16 protein-coding genes and 1 pseudogene are annotated in these 15,666 nt (G+C 70.2%); 11 read left to right on the top strand and 6 right to left on the bottom strand.

The genetic code is table 11. From position 1 onward, the window contains the following. Positions 1-41: 41 nt before the first annotated feature. From ACYVGD_RS15215 to ACYVGD_RS15205, 3 genes are read left to right on the top strand one after another with little or no spacing between them, the layout of a single operon-like run. A complete protein-coding gene (locus ACYVGD_RS15215) occupies positions 42-437 on the top strand; it encodes a hypothetical protein (protein ID WP_460744632.1) in 396 nt (131 codons plus the stop codon). After that, positions 437-1,849 carry a glutathionylspermidine synthase family protein gene (locus ACYVGD_RS15210; protein ID WP_460744631.1) on the top strand — a complete coding sequence of 471 codons (1,413 nt, stop codon included), beginning with the start codon at positions 437-439 and terminating at the stop codon, positions 1,847-1,849. Before ACYVGD_RS15215 ends, ACYVGD_RS15210 begins: the two co-directional genes overlap by 1 nt. Continuing rightward, on the top strand, positions 1,846-2,703 hold the full coding sequence (locus ACYVGD_RS15205) for a DUF350 domain-containing protein (protein WP_460744630.1): 858 nt from the start codon (positions 1,846-1,848) through the stop codon (positions 2,701-2,703). The genes ACYVGD_RS15210 and ACYVGD_RS15205 overlap by 4 nt, the downstream gene beginning before the upstream one ends. On the opposite strand, the gene ACYVGD_RS15200 is transcribed toward ACYVGD_RS15205, so the two are convergent. Together ACYVGD_RS15200 and ACYVGD_RS15195 are read right to left on the bottom strand one after the other, a co-directional pair. Continuing rightward, the gene (locus ACYVGD_RS15200; RefSeq protein WP_460744629.1) at positions 2,657-3,874 is read right to left on the bottom strand and encodes a hypothetical protein; all 1,218 of its coding nucleotides are present in this window, start codon (positions 3,872-3,874) and stop codon (positions 2,657-2,659) included. The two genes, ACYVGD_RS15205 and ACYVGD_RS15200, sit on opposite strands and share 47 nt — an antisense overlap. A gap of 49 nt (positions 3,875-3,923) precedes the next feature. Further along, entirely contained in the window at positions 3,924-4,436 is a 513-nt protein-coding gene (locus ACYVGD_RS15195) for a MarR family winged helix-turn-helix transcriptional regulator (RefSeq protein WP_460744628.1), read from the bottom strand. A gap of 118 nt (positions 4,437-4,554) precedes the next feature. On the opposite strand from ACYVGD_RS15195, the gene ACYVGD_RS15190 reads away from it, so the two are divergent. The 8 genes from ACYVGD_RS15190 (at position 4,555) to ACYVGD_RS15155 (ending at position 12,044) form a co-directional block, all read left to right on the top strand. Then, the gene (locus ACYVGD_RS15190; protein WP_460744627.1) at positions 4,555-5,826 is read left to right on the top strand and encodes a cupin domain-containing protein; all 1,272 of its coding nucleotides are present in this window, start codon (positions 4,555-4,557) and stop codon (positions 5,824-5,826) included. After that, entirely contained in the window at positions 5,826-6,662 is an 837-nt protein-coding gene (locus ACYVGD_RS15185; RefSeq protein ID WP_460744626.1) for a hypothetical protein, read from the top strand. The genes ACYVGD_RS15190 and ACYVGD_RS15185 overlap by 1 nt, the downstream gene beginning before the upstream one ends. 71 nt (positions 6,663-6,733) lie before the next feature. Continuing rightward, on the top strand, positions 6,734-7,411 hold the full coding sequence (locus ACYVGD_RS15180; RefSeq protein ID WP_460744625.1) for a DUF4333 domain-containing protein: 678 nt from the start codon (positions 6,734-6,736) through the stop codon (positions 7,409-7,411). A gap of 109 nt (positions 7,412-7,520) precedes the next feature. Beyond that, positions 7,521-8,069 (top strand): DUF4333 domain-containing protein, encoded by a 549-nt coding sequence (locus ACYVGD_RS15175; RefSeq protein WP_460744624.1) that lies wholly within the window; start codon positions 7,521-7,523, stop codon positions 8,067-8,069. Between the two features lie 102 nt (positions 8,070-8,171). After that, the gene (gene fahA, locus ACYVGD_RS15170) at positions 8,172-9,347 is read left to right on the top strand and encodes a fumarylacetoacetase (protein ID WP_460744623.1); all 1,176 of its coding nucleotides are present in this window, start codon (positions 8,172-8,174) and stop codon (positions 9,345-9,347) included. A gap of 146 nt (positions 9,348-9,493) precedes the next feature. After that, on the top strand, positions 9,494-10,111 hold the full coding sequence (locus ACYVGD_RS15165; RefSeq protein WP_460744622.1) for a hypothetical protein: 618 nt from the start codon (positions 9,494-9,496) through the stop codon (positions 10,109-10,111). A gap of 229 nt (positions 10,112-10,340) precedes the next feature. Beyond that, positions 10,341-11,522 (top strand): hypothetical protein, encoded by a 1,182-nt coding sequence (locus ACYVGD_RS15160; RefSeq protein ID WP_460744621.1) that lies wholly within the window; start codon positions 10,341-10,343, stop codon positions 11,520-11,522. Positions 11,523-11,660: 138 nt separating this feature from the next. After that, a complete protein-coding gene (locus ACYVGD_RS15155) occupies positions 11,661-12,044 on the top strand; it encodes an HsmA family protein (RefSeq protein ID WP_460744620.1) in 384 nt (127 codons plus the stop codon). Here ACYVGD_RS15155 and ACYVGD_RS15150 read toward each other — a convergent pair. From ACYVGD_RS15150 to ACYVGD_RS15135, 4 genes and pseudogenes are all read right to left on the bottom strand, one after another. Next, positions 12,037-13,941 carry a S9 family peptidase gene (locus ACYVGD_RS15150; RefSeq protein WP_460744619.1) on the bottom strand — a complete coding sequence of 635 codons (1,905 nt, stop codon included), beginning with the start codon at positions 13,939-13,941 and terminating at the stop codon, positions 12,037-12,039. The genes ACYVGD_RS15155 and ACYVGD_RS15150 overlap by 8 nt on opposite strands. 36 nt (positions 13,942-13,977) lie before the next feature. Continuing rightward, positions 13,978-14,481: a ribonuclease E activity regulator RraA gene (gene rraA, locus ACYVGD_RS15145; RefSeq protein WP_460744618.1), complete on the bottom strand. Its 504-nt coding sequence runs from the start codon at positions 14,479-14,481 to the stop codon at positions 13,978-13,980. Then, entirely contained in the window at positions 14,459-15,049 is a 591-nt protein-coding gene (locus ACYVGD_RS15140) for a hypothetical protein (protein WP_460744616.1), read from the bottom strand. Before ACYVGD_RS15140 ends, rraA begins: the two co-directional genes overlap by 23 nt. Before the next feature lie 80 nt (positions 15,050-15,129). Next, positions 15,130-15,591: pseudogene (locus ACYVGD_RS15135) on the bottom strand (MFS transporter); the annotation flags it as partial. Between the last annotated feature and the right edge of the window lie 75 nt (positions 15,592-15,666).

Here is a 15,666-nt window from a genome sequence, read left to right as displayed (position 1 = left end):
CCCGTTGCTATTGTTTGCCGACCAGATGGGGGGGGGAGCCCATGAGCCAGTTCAGCGGCAAGGCCGCAATTCCCGTGCTCGTCGTCGGGGCCGCACTGGTCGCCGGCCCGGCGATCTACGACTCGTTCGACCGCAACCGGATTTACTGCACCGACATCAACAACGTCGTGGTGCCCGACGACCGCTGCGACAACACGAGCTCGACTCACGGCTACGGTCGCGGCTACTACGTCCACCGCGGCCGCTACCCGTCGAACGTCCGCGTCGGCTCCACCCTTCCGCCCACCAGCGGCTCGAAGAAGGCCGATGCCAGCCGCAGCTCGTCGCGCAGCAAGGCCGGCATCAGCTCCAACGGCAAGGTGACCAACGGCAAGTCCGGCGGCTTCGGCTCCAAGGGGGGCAGCTCCGTCGGGAGCGGCAAGAGCGGGGGCAGCTAGTGCGTCGCCACGCGGACGTCCCGGTCCGCGCCCACTGGCAGCAGCGCATCCTCGCCAACGGACTGATCTATTCCCCGACCCAGACGCCCGACGGCAACGTCATCCAGTACTGGCGCGAGGGCGCCGCGTACTCATTCACGATGGCTGACATCGACGCCCTCGCCGAGGCCGCGTCGACGATCTTCGAGATGTGCGTCGAGGCCGGCGACGCGATGGCTGCCGACCGCCGCATCCTCCGCCGCATGGGCATCCCCCTGTGGGCCCACGACACCGTCCTGCGCTCGTGGGACGACACGATCGACGGCCAGGAGTTCGGGAGCGTCTACGGACGCTTCGACTTCCGCTTCGGCGGCCTCGACCACCCCGACCCGGCGCTGCGCACGCCCCAGCTCTACGAGTTCAACGCCGACACCCCGACCTGCCTGCTCGAGTCGGCGTGGATCCAGTGGCAGTGGCTGCAGGACTCGGCGTACGGCCCCGACCAGTGGAACCTGCTGTGGGAGCGGCTGGTCGAGGCGTGGAAGCGCAACCTGGCGCTCGTCGAGCGCCGCATCGGGCGCCGCCCGAAGGTGTGGTTCGCGTTCACCGAGGACGAGCAGTCCGGCGAGGACGCGATGAACACGCTCTACCTCCAGGACACGTGCCACGCCGCCGGCTACAAGACCGACAGCCTGTGGATCGAGGAGATCGTGCTCGGCGACGACGGCATGTTCTACAACGCCGACGGCTCCGAGCACCTCGACGTGGTCTTCAAGCTCTACCCGTGGGAGTGGATGGTCGCCGAGGAGTTCGGCCACCCCTGCCTGGCCGACCTCTACCGTCAGCCGAAGACCGACGCCCAGGGCCGGATGTCCCACGGCACGGTCTGGATCGAGCCCCCCTACAAGATGTTGTGGAGCAACAAGGGCGTCCTGCCGGTGCTGTGGGATCTGTTCGCCGACGACCCGCGCTCGAAGTACCTCATTCCGTCGTGGTTCGAGGGCTTCCAACCCGCCGACCTGGGCGACCACGTGCGCAAGCCGCTGCTGGGCCGCGAGGGCGCCAACGTCACGATCGTGCGCGACGGCGAGCGCATCGAGGACCACGGCGGCGAGTACGGCGAGGAGGGCTTCGTCATCCAGGCGTACGCCCCGCTGCCGGCGTTCACCGTGCCCGACTCCGACCTGCCGGTCCACCCGATGATCGGCGTTTGGATGGTCGACGGCGAGCCGTCGGGCCTCGGCGTACGCGAGTCGACGACGCTCGTCACCGACAACCAGTCCCACTTCGTCCCGCACGTCATCTCGGACGCGCCGGACCGCAAGGCCCCGGTCGAGCCCGAGGGCATCCTGACCCAGGCCACCCTCCCGGACCAGTTCCGGGGCTGGCCGACCCTTCCCGACCGCCGACCCTCTTCGGAGCCCACGCCATGATCCTCGACTACCTGCGCGGCGCGCCCGATGCGCTGCTCGTCATCGTGACCGCCGCGGTGTGGCTGCTGGCCTCCTGGAAGGTCCTCGACGCGCTCACCCCGTTCGACGACGACGCCGCGCTGCGGGGCGGCGACCTGCCGTACGCGATCGAGCGCGGTGCCCTGGCGCTGGCCCAGGCCATCGGCCTGATGACCGCCTCGCGTGTGTACGACGCCGACGAGCGATGGTCCAGCTATCTGGCGTTCAACGCGGGCGCGTTGTGGATCACCGTTGCGATGATCGTGGCCCGGCCGGTCCTCGACCGCGCTCTCCTGCCCCAGTTCAACGACCAGCAGGCGGTGCGGAAGGGCAACTGGGCCGTGGCGATGCTCCACGGCGGTGCCTACCTCGGTCTGGGCTGCATGGCCGGTGCGTCGATGATCGGCAGCGCCGGCGGCCGCTGGCACACGGTCTTCGCGACGATCGCGTTCTACGTGCTCGGCCTGATCTTCGTCACGATCGTGATGACGCTCCACGAGGTGCTCACGCCCTACAACCTGCGCGGCCGCATCAAGGAGGGCCAGGTCTCGGCGGGCATCGAGGCCGGTTCGCTGCTGCTGGCGACGTCGATCGTCACCGCGGTGGGCGTCGCCGGTGACGTCGACCAGTGGCTGAGCTCGGTGCTCGCCTTCGTCCTGACCGCCGCGCTGTCGTGCTTGGTCCTGCTGCCCCTGTGGTACGCCCTCCTGCGCCTCGGCCCGGGCCACCGCCTGGGCGGTACGCACGAGGCGGCGAGCCCTGCCGCGGCCGTCACCGCCGGGGCGCTGCTCATCGCCGCCGCGGGTGTGGTGGCGATGGTCGTCGCCGGTTCCTGAGCCCCCACCACCCGGCGGCCCCCAGGAGGCCGGGGAGCGCGGCCGCCGCGAACCATCCGCCCCATGCCGGGGCGAGGTCCTGCCACGAGGCGGTCGTGACCCCCTCCGGCTGGCTGCGGGCCCACGCCACGAACGCGTCGCCGACGGGCATCTGCCCCAGGGCGAACGCGCGGCGGCGTACGCCCCACGGCAGCCCGAACGCCTCCGCCTCGGCGTCGAGAGACCGGACGACCGACTCGTCGCCCACCCGCCGCGCACCGGCGAGGCTCACCGCCGACGTCGACAGGGAGACCCCGAGGACGAGCGGGCCGGAGTCGACGTCCCCACCCCCGCGTATGCCCGCCGGGTGCTCTCGCACCCCGACCAGGCCGACCTCGCGCGTGACGAAGTGGTGGCGGAAGGCCGTCCACAGGTGTTCGGCCTCGGCGGTGTCGATGTCGGGCCAGAAGGCGGTGATGATCGCCATGCTGGTGCCCCGGGGGCCTTGCAGCGGGGTCCCGTGGGCGGTCACCTGGTGCGGGAGCAGACCCGCGTACGCCGGGTCGCCCAACCGGGTCACCTTCTCCTCCCACGCCTCGCGGCGCTCGTCCCACCCGGGGACGGGCGCGATCCGGGCGACGCGGGCCACGGCGGACATGGCCACGACGGAGTCGCACGGCCAGTACTGGTCCCGATAGCTCTCGACCAACCCCGTCGGGGAGGCCGTCAGCGCATCGAGGACGGCGTCGGCCTCCGCGAGCGCCAGGTCACGGGATTCGGGGTCGACGGACAGGGCGGCTCGGTCGGCGAGAAGCTGCAGGCGCCACCCACGCCAGAAGATCCCGCGCTCGAACGTCATGCCGGTGAACAGTCGCGTGACCGACGGCGAGTCGACGACCGCCAGCGCCCGGTCGACCTCGGCGAGCGCCCAGGTCCGGCGCGCGGGGTCGCGGCGACCGACCTGCGCGGCCGCCAGCCCGGTGAGCGTCGCGGTGAACAGTTCGCCCTCCGGGAACAGCGCCTGCATGTCAGCGCCGGCGCCGCGGTCGATCGCCGTACGCAGGAACTCGACCTGGGCGACGACGCGCTCGTCGTCGGAGGGCGGTTTCGTCAGGTGCCACCCGAGGTGGGCGGTGGCGGCGACCGAGCCGACGACCAGCAGCGCACAGATGACGCGGAGGAACCTGTTCATTCCTCCACGGTGGCGGACGCCCGCGTCACGGGGACTCGGCCCGTGGTCGTCAATCGCGCTGGAGGATGTCGAACCCGGGTGTCGAGACGAGCTTGTCGAGCAGCCCCACGAGGGTCTCACGCTCGGTGGCGGTGAGCGCGGCCGACCACTGCTGCTCGCGCGCGTTCTGCTCGGCGTACACCTCTTCGATCTCGGCGTGCCCGTGGGCGGTGAGCGACAGGAGGACGGCGCGACCGTCGGCGGGGTCGGAGCGCTTTTGGAGCACGCCGGCGCTGACGAGGGGTCCGGTCAGGTTGGAGGTGGCGGCGCGACTCTGCCCGGTGAGGCGGGCGACCTCCTTCGACTCGAGCTCCCCGGAGAGCCAGAGCACGAACATGAGGCGGTACGCCGGCCAGCTGCGCCCGCGCGGGCGGTGGACCGTCGCCTCGAGGTCGTAGGTGACGGCCCCGGACGCCCGGTTGAGCGCCAGCAGAAGTCGCGTGGCCTCGGGATCGGTGCCGGTGACGGCCTTCAGGCGTTCCTGGGCACGGGCCACGAAGGACCAGTACGCGGGTTCGCTCATGGGTGCTCCTCGACTCGCTGCGCTCGCTCGGAGAGCGGGCTGGGTCCTTGCCGGAGATGTGATGTAGCACATACTCTCATACAGACCTTTATGACATCGCCGTCCGTTGGGAGACAAGATGGCCTACTACCGCGCAGTCGGCAACGTTCCGCCCAAGCGCCACACCCAGCACCGAAGCCCCGAGGGCGACCTCTACTACGAGGAGCTCATGGGCGAGGAGGGCTTCTCCTCGGACTCGTCGCTTCTCTACCACCGCCACCTGCCGTCGGCCATCGTGGCCAGCGAGGTCTGGGAGGTCCCCGACCAGCGCACCACGCCGAACCACCCGCTCATGCCCCGCCACCTGAAACTCCACGAGCTATTCCCCGAGGAGTCCTGGGCCGAGACCGACGTCGTGCTGGGCCGCCGCCTGATCCTCGGCAACGCCGACGTACGCCTGTCCTATGTCGTGGCGAAGAAGGAATCCCCGCTCTACCGTTCGTCGATCGGCGACGAGATGGTCTACGTCGAGTCGGGTTCGGCGCGCGTCGAGACGGTCTTCGGCGTGCTCGAGGTCGGCCGCGGCGACTACGTGAACATCCCGCGGGCGACGACCCACCGCTGGATCCCCACCGGTGACGAGCCGCTGCGCGCTTACTGCATCGAGGCCTCGTCCCACATCGTCCCGCCGAAGCGGTACCTGTCGCGCTACGGCCAGCTGCTGGAGCACGCGCCGTTCTGCGAGCGCGACCTGCACGGCCCCACCGAGACTCACGAGGCCGAGGGTACCGACGTGCCGGTCTATGTGAAGCACGCTGGCTCGACGGGCATCGTCGGCACGAAGATGGTCTATCCCGACCACCCGTTCGACGTGGTCGGGTGGGACGGCTGCCTCTACCCGTGGAAGTTCAACATCGACGACTACGAGCCGATCACCGGCCGCGTCCACCAGCCGCCGCCCTCCCACCAGGCGTTCGAGGGCCACAACTTCGTGATCTGCAATTTCGTGCCGCGCAAGGTCGACTACCACCCGCTGGCGATCCCGGTGCCCTACTACCACTCCAACGTCGACTCCGACGAGATCATGTTCTACTGCGGCGGCGACTACGAGGCGCGCAAGGGCTCCGGCATCGGCCAGGGCTCGATCTCGATCCACCCGGGCGGCCACGCCCACGGCCCGCAGCCGGGGGCGTACGAGCGCTCCATCGGCGTCGAGTTCTTCGACGAGCTGGCCGTCATGGTCGACACCTTCCGCCCGCTCGAGCTGGGCGAGGGCGCGCTGGCGTGCGAGGACACGAACTACCCGTGGACGTGGGCCGGTCGCGGCCCGGAGTCGGTCACGCAGGCCGCATCCCGGCTCGTCGACGGCTCCGACGCGGGGACGTCCGACGGCGGCGTCGAGGAGTTCTGATGCAGGTCCCCACCTTGTACGCGGCGTTCTGCGACGACGCCGCGATCTTCCCACCGGGGCTGAAGCCGCTCGCCGATGCCGTGCCCGACCACCTGGGCCACCGGCGCTCGGACCACCGCGCGCTGGTCGGCCCGCTGGTGGTCTCGGCGGCGGTCCTCGACGAGCTGGCGGACCTCACACGCCACGGGTACGCCGACGGCTCCGTGCCGTTGTCGGTGACGGTGCCGTCGCCCGACCAGGTGAATGCGGTCGCCGAGCGCGTGCTCGACATCCCGCCCGCGGCGCTCACCGCCCTCGAGGTCGTGGTCGTCGGCGCCGATGTCGACGCGACGATGGCCGCGCTGCCCGGCCAGCTCGACGGCATGTCGGTCGTCCACGTCTACCTCGAGGTGCCACGCGACGAGTCGCGTCCCGCCTGGATCGGGGCGCTGCGCGGTACGCCGTACCGGGCCAAGTTCCGCACCGGTGGCGTACGCGCCGACCTGTACCCCGTCGAGGACGAGCTCGCCGACTGCATCGAGGCGGTCGTCGCGGCCGGCGTGCCGTTCAAGGCCACCGCCGGCCTCCACCACGCGCTGCGCAACACCGACGACCGCGGCTTCGAGCAGCACGGCTTCTGCAACCTGCTGTGGGCCACCGAGCGCGCGCTGGCCGGCGACGGCCCAGGTGTACGCCGGGCCCTGGCCGAGCGGGACGCCGGGACGGTGGCGGCGGCGCTGCAGGCGTTCGACGTCGAGACCGCGCGCCGCGTACGCGAGGCCTTCGTCTCGTTCGGCACGTGCAGCATCGACGAACCGCGCGACGAGCTCGTCGCCCTCGGCCTGGTCGAGGACTGAGACACGATGCGATCACCCCTCACGGAACATCCGCGAGGGGCGGTGGCATCTGACCAGTATCCGATCCCCCTATGAAGGAGAACGACATGATGAAGAGGCTCGCCGTCCTGGCCGCCACCGCGGTCGCCGCCACCTCGATGAGCGCCTGCAGCTTCAACGCCAGCTTCGGCACGGACGTCAAGGGCTCCACTGTCGAGAAGAAGATCCTGCCCGAGCTGAAGAAGCAGACGGGCGACGACTCCGCCTCGGTCTCCTGCCCCGGCGAGCTCAAGTCGAAGGAGGGCTCGAGGCTCACCTGCACCGGCACCGTGAAGGGTCAGACCTACCCCATCGACGTCGAGTCGACGGGCGGCGGCAAGTTCAGCTGGAAGCTCGACTCGACCGTCCCGTCCTCGGACCCCTCCGAGGAGGAGTCGCCCGAGCCGACCGCCGCCCCCACGACCAAGACGTCCTCCAAGCCCTCGCCGAAGCCCTCATCCTCGCCGAAGCCGACCTCGTCGGCGAACCCGTCGTCCGGTTCACTGCGCGTGGCGGCGATCAAGGTCGAGAACGAGATCAGCGACATGCTGAAGGCCCAGACGGGCAAGAACGGCGTGGCCGAGTGCCCCGACGACCTGGAGGGCCGTGTCGGTGCGACGCTGACGTGCACCCTGACGGTTGTCGAGGGCGAGGATGTCAACCGTCCAGTTCTGGTCACGGTGACCGCCGTCGAGGGCTCCGACGTGCGCTTCTCGATGAAGGTGCAGTGACCGCCCGGAAAATAATCTTCACGATAGGGAACCAGAGTTAATCTCCGGTCCGTCGTAGGGGTGTCGGTCAGCCAGGCCGGCACCCGGACGACTACCGCAAGGAGCATTCATGGTCCCCCAGGCCGCCCGCCGCCCGCTCATCGCCCTCGCCGTCGCGACCGCCGCCGGTTTCAGCCTGTCGGGCTGCGCCGGGATTCCCGGCGTGACAATCACCTCCAAGGGCGAGGTCACGCCGCCGCCCGCCCCGGTCACCTCGAGCGAGCCGTCCAGCGAGCCCAGCAACGAGCCCAGCGCCCGCCCGACCCGCACGTCCTACTCGCCGCGTCCGACCACCACGCGCCCGTCGTCGCCCACGTCGACGCGCCCCGGCTCGACCCGCCCGGCCGCCACGCCCACCGATGACGAGGACGAGGTCGGCGCCGGGTACGTGCGCAAGGGCTCGGTGGAGGCACAGATCAGCTCCCTCGTCCGCGAGAAGACCGGACAGGTCGCGGGCGTCCAGTGCCCCGACAACCTCCCCGCAGGCACGGGCGCGACCATGACGTGCAAGATCGTGCGCCTGGCCGGCAAGGAGATCCAGCCCCAAGACGTGCAGGTCAAGGTGACGGGCATCGAGGGCCGCAAGGTGCGCTTCACGATGCAGGTCACAAGCTCGTAACTACACGGGTGTGAGTTGTCCCCTACCTGTGGACAGGGTTGTGGATCACTCGCACCCTGCGCTTGGTCTACGCTCCTGTCCACAACGAGCGAAGGAGCTGCCATGACCACCATCGAGATCCCCGCCGGCTCGGAGTTCGGGCTCGCGAACCTGCCATACGGCGTCTTCTCCTGGGGTGACGAACAGCCGCGCGTCGGGGTACGCGTCGGCGACCACGTGGTCGACCTCCACGCGCTGTTCGGCGACCCGGACTTCGCGCAACCCTCTCTGAACGCCTTCATGGCCGGCGGCTACGAGCGTTGGGTCGAGGTGCGCCGCCAGATCAGCGAGCGCGTACGCGGCGACCTGCCCGACGACGCCGTCCACCCGGTCGCCGACGTACGCATCCACATGCCGATCGAGGTGGCCGACTACGTCGACTACTACGCCTCGGAGAACCACGCCTCCAACCTCGGCCGCTTGTTCCGCCCCGACTCCGAGCCGCTGATGCCGAATTGGAAGCACCTGCCGGTGGGCTACCACGGCCGCTCCGGCACGGTCATCGTCTCCGGCGTCGACATCATGCGGCCCTGCGGCCAGCGCAAGGCCCCGACCGACGCGACGCCGACCTACGGCGCCTCGCAGCGCCTCGACATCGAGGCCGAGATGGGTTTCGTCGTCGGCACGGGGTCAAACATGGGCGAGCAGATCGGCACCGGTTCGTTCGCCCGCCACGTCTTCGGCGCCGTCATCGTCAACGACTGGTCGGCCCGCGACATCCAGGCCTGGGAGTACGTGCCGCTCGGCCCCTACCTCGGCAAGTCGTTCGCCACCTCGATCTCTCCGTGGGTCGTGCCGCTGCTCGCGCTGGAGGCCGCCCGCATACCGACCCCGGAGCAGAGCCCGGAGCCCCTGCCGTACCTGCAGGAGCATGAGCCGTGGGGCCTCGACATCGATCTCGAGGTCGAGTGGAACGGCGAGGTCGTCTCGCGGCCCCCGTACCGCACGATGTACTGGTCGCCGGCGCAGATGCTCGCCCACATGACCGTCAACGGCGCCTCGGCCCGCACCGGCGACCTGTTCGCATCGGGCACGATCTCCGGCCCCGAGAAGGACCAGCGCGGAGCGTTCATCGAGCTCACGTGGGGCGGCCAGGAGCCGATCCAGGTCGCCGGCGAGGAGCGCACGTTCCTGCAGGACGGCGACGAGATCGTGATGCGCGCGTCCGCGCCGGGTCCCGGCGGCGAACGCATCGGCTTCGGCGAGGTGCGTACGCGGATCCTGCCCGCCGACCAGTGAGATGGCGCGGCTCTCATCGTTCACAGCGCGTTTCGCGCGAATTTGAGAGCGGCACCTGAGAATAGGTTGTGAATTAGCTATGGGTGGCCCTAGAGTACCGACGGGACGGGGCGCAGGGCTCCGAGGCCCGATCATCAGGAGAACGCATGAACATCGCACGCAAGGCCCTCGCCGCGGCTGCCATTGCAGGACTCGGCATGGCGGGTTTCGCGGCCCAGGCCGAGGCTGCCCCCCCGAAGAAGCTCGCCGAGGGTGACTGGGCGGTCGTCCCCGCCGGTTCCGACATCACGCCCAAGCGCGTCCAGATCGCCACCGGTGCGACCTACAAGATCACCGGCAAGGTCGCGCTCTACGGCAACAAGAACACCCAGAACAGCTTCAACCTGACCTTCAACGCCGCCCCGGGCAACGGCAACGTGAGCTGCTCGGCAACGGGCTCCCACGGCGCGAACGCCACCACCGGCAAGATCTCCTGGACCAACGTCGCCGGTGCCACCGACCTGGCCACCCCGGTGATGGTCGACTACACGATCACCTGCACCTACAAGAACGCGTACTCGGGTGTCATCACCGAGCGCTACTACCTCAACGGCCCGGACCAGCGTGTCATCGTGTCCCCGACAGACCTCGGTTCGCGCGTGGAGGCAGGCGTCTACACGGTGGGGGGCACCCTGCCGACCTCGTCGGCGACGCCGAAGCCCTCGGCCACCCCGAAGCCGACCACCAAGCAGAACAACGGCGGCCTCGCCAAGACCGGTCTCTGACCGATTCAGCACCAACGACGAAGGCCGGCGGATCTTCCGCCGGCCTTCGTCGTCCCCGGGAAGATTCGCCGGCCCACCGTGTTCAGGGATTCATCTTTACCCAATCGTGATCATCCTCGTTTGGAATTGCTGAGAACGACATGAAAGTGTCGACACATCGGCACTCGTGTGTGCCCCGTGAGCGGCGTGACAGGGGGTTTCGTCGCCCGGAGACCAGTACGGAGAACTGATGAACCTCGTTTCCAGGACCATCGCGGCCTTGGCCGCCCTGGGTCTCGGAGTCGCCTCGTTCGCCACCCAGGCGTACGCCGCCCCGACGCCCACGCCGACCGCCTCGGCCAGCGCCAAGCCCGCCGCGAAGGCCGCGGCCGCCACGCCCATGGCCTCCGACACGGCGGCCCCGAAGGCGTCCACCTCGACCACGCCGAAGGCGACCGCCACGCCGTCCGCCCCTAAGCCGGCCGCCAAACCGCGCGCGTGGCAGCTGAACCCGGGCGGCACCACCATCACCCCGTCGCTGATCGACTGGGTCCCCGGCTCGACCTACACGATCAACGGTGTCCTCAGCGGCTCCACCGATGCCGTGCTCGATGCGAGCATCAGGTTCAACACCGCCCCGGCGACGGGCGTCTCATGCGGGGCCAGCGACGTGTCCGACGGCGGCACCGTCAACGGCGGCACCATCAACTGGAACGACCTACCCGTCGGCACGGTGAACCTGACCTACAAGGTCACCTGCACGCTCAACACCCCGCCCGCAGGCGACATCTACGACCAGTTCCAGCTGACGGTCGACGGCGCCCCGCAGGGCACGGCCTACCAGTACACGGTCGGCGGCACGCTCCAGACGCCGACGCCCACCCCGACGCCGACGCCCACCCCGACGCCCACCCCGACGCCGACGCCCACCCCGACGCCGACGCCCACAGAGGACTCGCAGTGGCAGGTCGGCGACTGGTTCGTCGGCTTCGGCCCGGGCGACATCCAGCCCCGCTGGATCAGCATGCGCGCCGGCGACAAGTACGTGGTAAGCGGCAAGCTGGACGTCACCGCCCGCGAGGCCGACACGGCCTTTTCGCTCGACTACAACCCGGCCCCCGGCAACGGCAATATCTCGTGCACGGCCACCGGCTCCCACGGCACGGTCGCCACGCGGGGCAAGCTCGCCTGGAACCTCCACGTCGCCGATCGTCTGTCGGTCGACTACACGATCACCTGCACCTACCTGCGTGACTACGCAGGCCTGATCGATGAGCCCATCACTCTGCGCGCCCCGGGCCACGTGCTGGACCAGGACCTGCCGCTGAAGGACAGCGACATCAGCGGCTACACCATCGGCGCCGATGCCCCCGCCACCGGGCCGAAGCCGAACAAGGACAGCAAGGGTGGTCTGGCCAAGACCGGCCTCTGATCACCACCTGAACACCCGACGAGGGCCGCGGAGCGAATCTCCGCCGGCCCTCGTCGCGTCGGGGTACGGCCAACGGGGACCATCGATCCCGTCCGTTCGGACCGCTCTCGAACCGCGGTGCGGGGGGAGGCTGGACGCATGCTCCCCCTTGCGATCATCCTCATCACGGCCGCGCTCGCGGCGTACTCCTTCGGCGTGTGGGCCGAGCACCGGCACGGGACGCTCCGGCCGCTCCACGTCGCCGCCTTCGCCGTCGGGCTCGCCTGCGACGCGTCCGGCACCTGGCTGATGTCGCTCATCGCCGACCAGCAGACCGGGCCACGCGGCATCCTCACGCAGATCATGACGGTCACCGGCGCGCTGGCGCTCCTCCTCATGCTCGCCCACCTCGTCTGGGCGCTGGTCGTGTTGGTCCGCGACCGACCCAGCGAGCGCGCCCGCTTCCACCGGCTCTCGGTCGGCGTGTGGGCGTTCTGGCTGATCCCCTATCTGACCGGCATGGCCGGATCCATGTTCAGCTGAGGTTCTCGATCTCCAGCGCGTCGATCTCATCGGTCGGCTCGAAGCCGAACAGGCGGCCCAGGAACGCCTGGGTCGCCTCGAGGCTCCGGCGTACGCTCGCCGCGTCACGGAAGCCGTGGGCCTCGCCTTCGAACATGATCAGCGCCACCGGCAGACCCTTCGCGCGGACCGCCGCCGCCATCTCCTCCGCCTGGTTCGGGGGCACCACCCGGTCTTCGGTGCCCTGCAGGATCAGCATCGGCGTGGCGAGGCGGTCGAGGTGGCGGATGGGTGAGCGCTCGGCGTACTCGGGGCGGCCGTCCGGCCCAGCGACGAGCGGGTCGAGATATCGCGACTCGAACTTGTGGGTGTCGCGGGCCAGCGCCTCGAGGTCACCCACCCCGTAGTAGGAGACCCCGGCGGCGAAGAAGTCCGTCGACGTCAGCGCCCGCAGCGTGGTGTAACCGCCCGCTGAGCCACCCTCGATCATGATCCGGGCGGGATCGACCAGCCCGCGGTCCACGAGGTGCTGGGCGGCGGCCACGCAGTCCCGGACGTCCGCGATCCCCCACCGGCCCTTCAAACGCTCCCGGTAGGCGCGGCCGTAGCCCGCCGATCCCGAGTAGTTCACGTCGACCACGGCGTAGCCGCGCGAGGTCCAGTACTGGACCTGCAGCCGGAACGCCGGCGGCGAGAAGGCCGTGGGTCCGCCGTGGGAGAGCACGCGCAGCGGCGGCAGTTCCCCTTCGGGCGCGACATGGTCGGCGCTCGTGGGCGGGTAGAACCACGCATACGACTCGGGGTTCCCGAACGTGATGGCCTCCGCCCGGGAGACGTACGCCGGGTCGAGCGGCTCGGCCGAACGACGGACCACCTCCACGTCGGTGCCGTCCAGCGCCCAGGTGACGAGGGCGGGCGGGGCGTCGGCGTACCCCAGGACGGCGGCGATCCGGTCGCCGTCGCAGGTCAGACCGTGCACGGTGCAGGCGTCCGTCGGCACCGGGGTCGTGCGCCCACCCGCCAGGATGCCGAGCCGGTCGACGCCCCCGTCGATCCAGCGGACCAGCACGCGCTCGTCGTCGAGGACCGCGTACCCGCCACCGCCGAGGGTCCAGGCCGGGTCGGCGTGGTCGAAGGGGGAGTCGTGCAGCGGGTTCGCCGTGGTGCCGTCCCACGACCAGAGGTTCCAGAAGCCGGACGCGTCGCTCATGTACGCCAGCCGCCCGTCCGGGAACCAGGCCGGCCGACCCGCGGCCACGTCGGGCTCGGCACAGACGGTTTCGACGTCGACCACGCGCGGGCCGGGGCCTTCGACGACGAGCCTTCCGGCCAGCACGCGCGCGGTGTCCCAGGGCATGTTCGGGTGGTCCCACTCGCACCAGGCGAGTCGGCCGTCGGGGCCGACGGCCAGCGCGTCGTAGAAGTCGGCGCCCTCGACCAGCACGGTCTCCGTCGACCCGTCGAGCGCGAGCGCGACGACCGTCGCCACCGGTTCGCCGTCCACCGTGTGGTCCTCGCGGACCGCGAGCACCAGACCGAGGTCCGCCACGATGCGGAAGCAGGCGTACCGCCGCCCAACGCCGGCGGCGACCATGATCGACTCCTCGTCGTGCCGTGACGTCCGCACGGCGCCCGAGGGGAACTCGCTCCAGACCAGACGCCCGCCGGAGACCGCGTACGCCCCGCCGCCGTACTCGTGGACGGTGGAGCGGACGTAGGAGCCAGGCGTCATCTCCCTGACCTCGCCGTCGGGCGTGCGCCGCCAGACCGACGTGCGCCCGCCCGCGGACGCCCGCGACTCCAGCCAGTACAGCGAGCCCTCGTCCAGGACGGGCGACGAGAGGCCGACGGAACCCGCGGTCAGCAGGTCGACGGTGACGGGGGAGCGCCAGGCTCCGTACGGGGTCGTGGTGCGCATGCCCCCACGCTATCGATCACGCCCGCGGACGGTGGCTCAGCCCTCGGCGCGGACGACGATGCCGTCGCCGTCGGCGTACAGCATCTCCCCGGGGACGAAGTCGATGCCGCCGAAGCTGACGACGACGTCGCGCTCCCCGGCTCCCGTCTTTCCGGATTTGCGGGGGTTGGTGCCCAGTGCCTTGAGGCCGAACTGCATCTGCCCGATCACCGCGGAGTCGCGGATCGCGCCGTTGATGACCGCCCCGGCCCAGCCGTTCGACCGCGCCGACTCGGCGATGAGGTCGCCCATCAGCGCCGTGTGGAGCGAGCCGCCGCCGTCGATCACGAGCACTCGGCCCTCGCCCGGGGTCGCGCAGACCTCCTTGACCAGGGCGTTGTCCTGGTGGCAGCGGATCGTCACGATCCGTCCGGCGAACGCCGTGCGCCCGCCCAAGTCGCGCAGCTGCAGGTCACAGCTGCGTACGCCGTCGCCGATCTCGTCGACGAGATCGGCGGTCGCGGGGATCTCGGTCTCGTCAGTCACGTTCGTGCCGGTCATCGTCTTCCCCTCGGGTCGTGAGCTGGTCGGTCTGGTGCTGGGCCGCCTCGAACGACGCGCTGTCGACGGGCGCGCCGAGCGCTGCAAGCGGATGGGTCTCCTCGGCCTGGCGGGCCTGTGCGGCGGCCTCGGCCGCGTCGGCCAGGTAGGCGTCCTCCACGGCGAGTTGCACGCAGGGCGCGGCGCCGGTGTGGGCGTACAGGTCGATCACGTGCGTGGGCGTACGCCACGCCGCGGCTGGCGCGCCAGTGTCCCCCCACTGGTCCTCAGGCTCGCCGCACAGTGTGGTGAACGCTGCGGACAGCTCGCGGAAACGGTCGATGATCCCGATGGGGTCGAGCGTAGGCCACAGGAAGAGATGGACACCGGTGAACGCGCCCTCGTGGAACGCCAGACCGCCGGCCGCCTCGCCCCAGTCGTTCAGCGCCGTGACGCCGTCGTTCTCGCGGTCGATTCCGTCGAGATGGTGCCAGTGCACGAACCCGTCGACGTCGTCGGCGGTACGCGGCCAAGGGCGCGCCAGCATCTCCTGGACGGCCTCGGCCACCTGCTTCACGGTCGGTTCCACGTGAAACACCATAGCGGACAGACGACGAGGACCCCGGCGCGGCGAGATGCTGCGGCCGGGGCCCTCGGTCAAATGCAGGGCTACGCCTCGTACACGCCCTTCGTCGTGTGGGCGAGGTCGCGACCCTTCGTCTCGCGCGAGGTCATGAGCGCGATGATCGTGATCGCCATGGTGATCACGAGGTACGCGATGACCGAGGCGTTGCCGAATCTGGTCTGCAGCCACAGGGCGATCAGCGGCGCCGGGGCACCGGCAATGATCGACGAGCCACCGAAGACCAGCGACGAGCCGCCGTAGCGGTAGCGGGCGGGGAACAGCTCGGTGATCCAGGCGGCCTCGGGGCCGGCCAGCACGCCGTGGAAGAACGCACCGACGATGACCGCGATGCCCAGCATGGTCACCGACTTCATGCCGACGAGCGAGAAGAAGACCGGCGCCCAGATGATGAGGACGACCGACGGGACGAGCATCGAGATCTTGCGTCCGACCTTGTCAGACCACCAGCCGCCAAAGATCATGCCGACGAACTGACCCAGCGAGGCGAGCGTGACGACTGGGCTGACCCCGTTTCGTAGGTCCGGTCGTTATGCGAGTCGTCCTGTTGCCCGCGGTGGCGG

The organism is Mariniluteicoccus endophyticus, from assembly GCF_054780035.1.
This window is presented reverse-complemented; position numbering and strand designations above follow the sequence as displayed.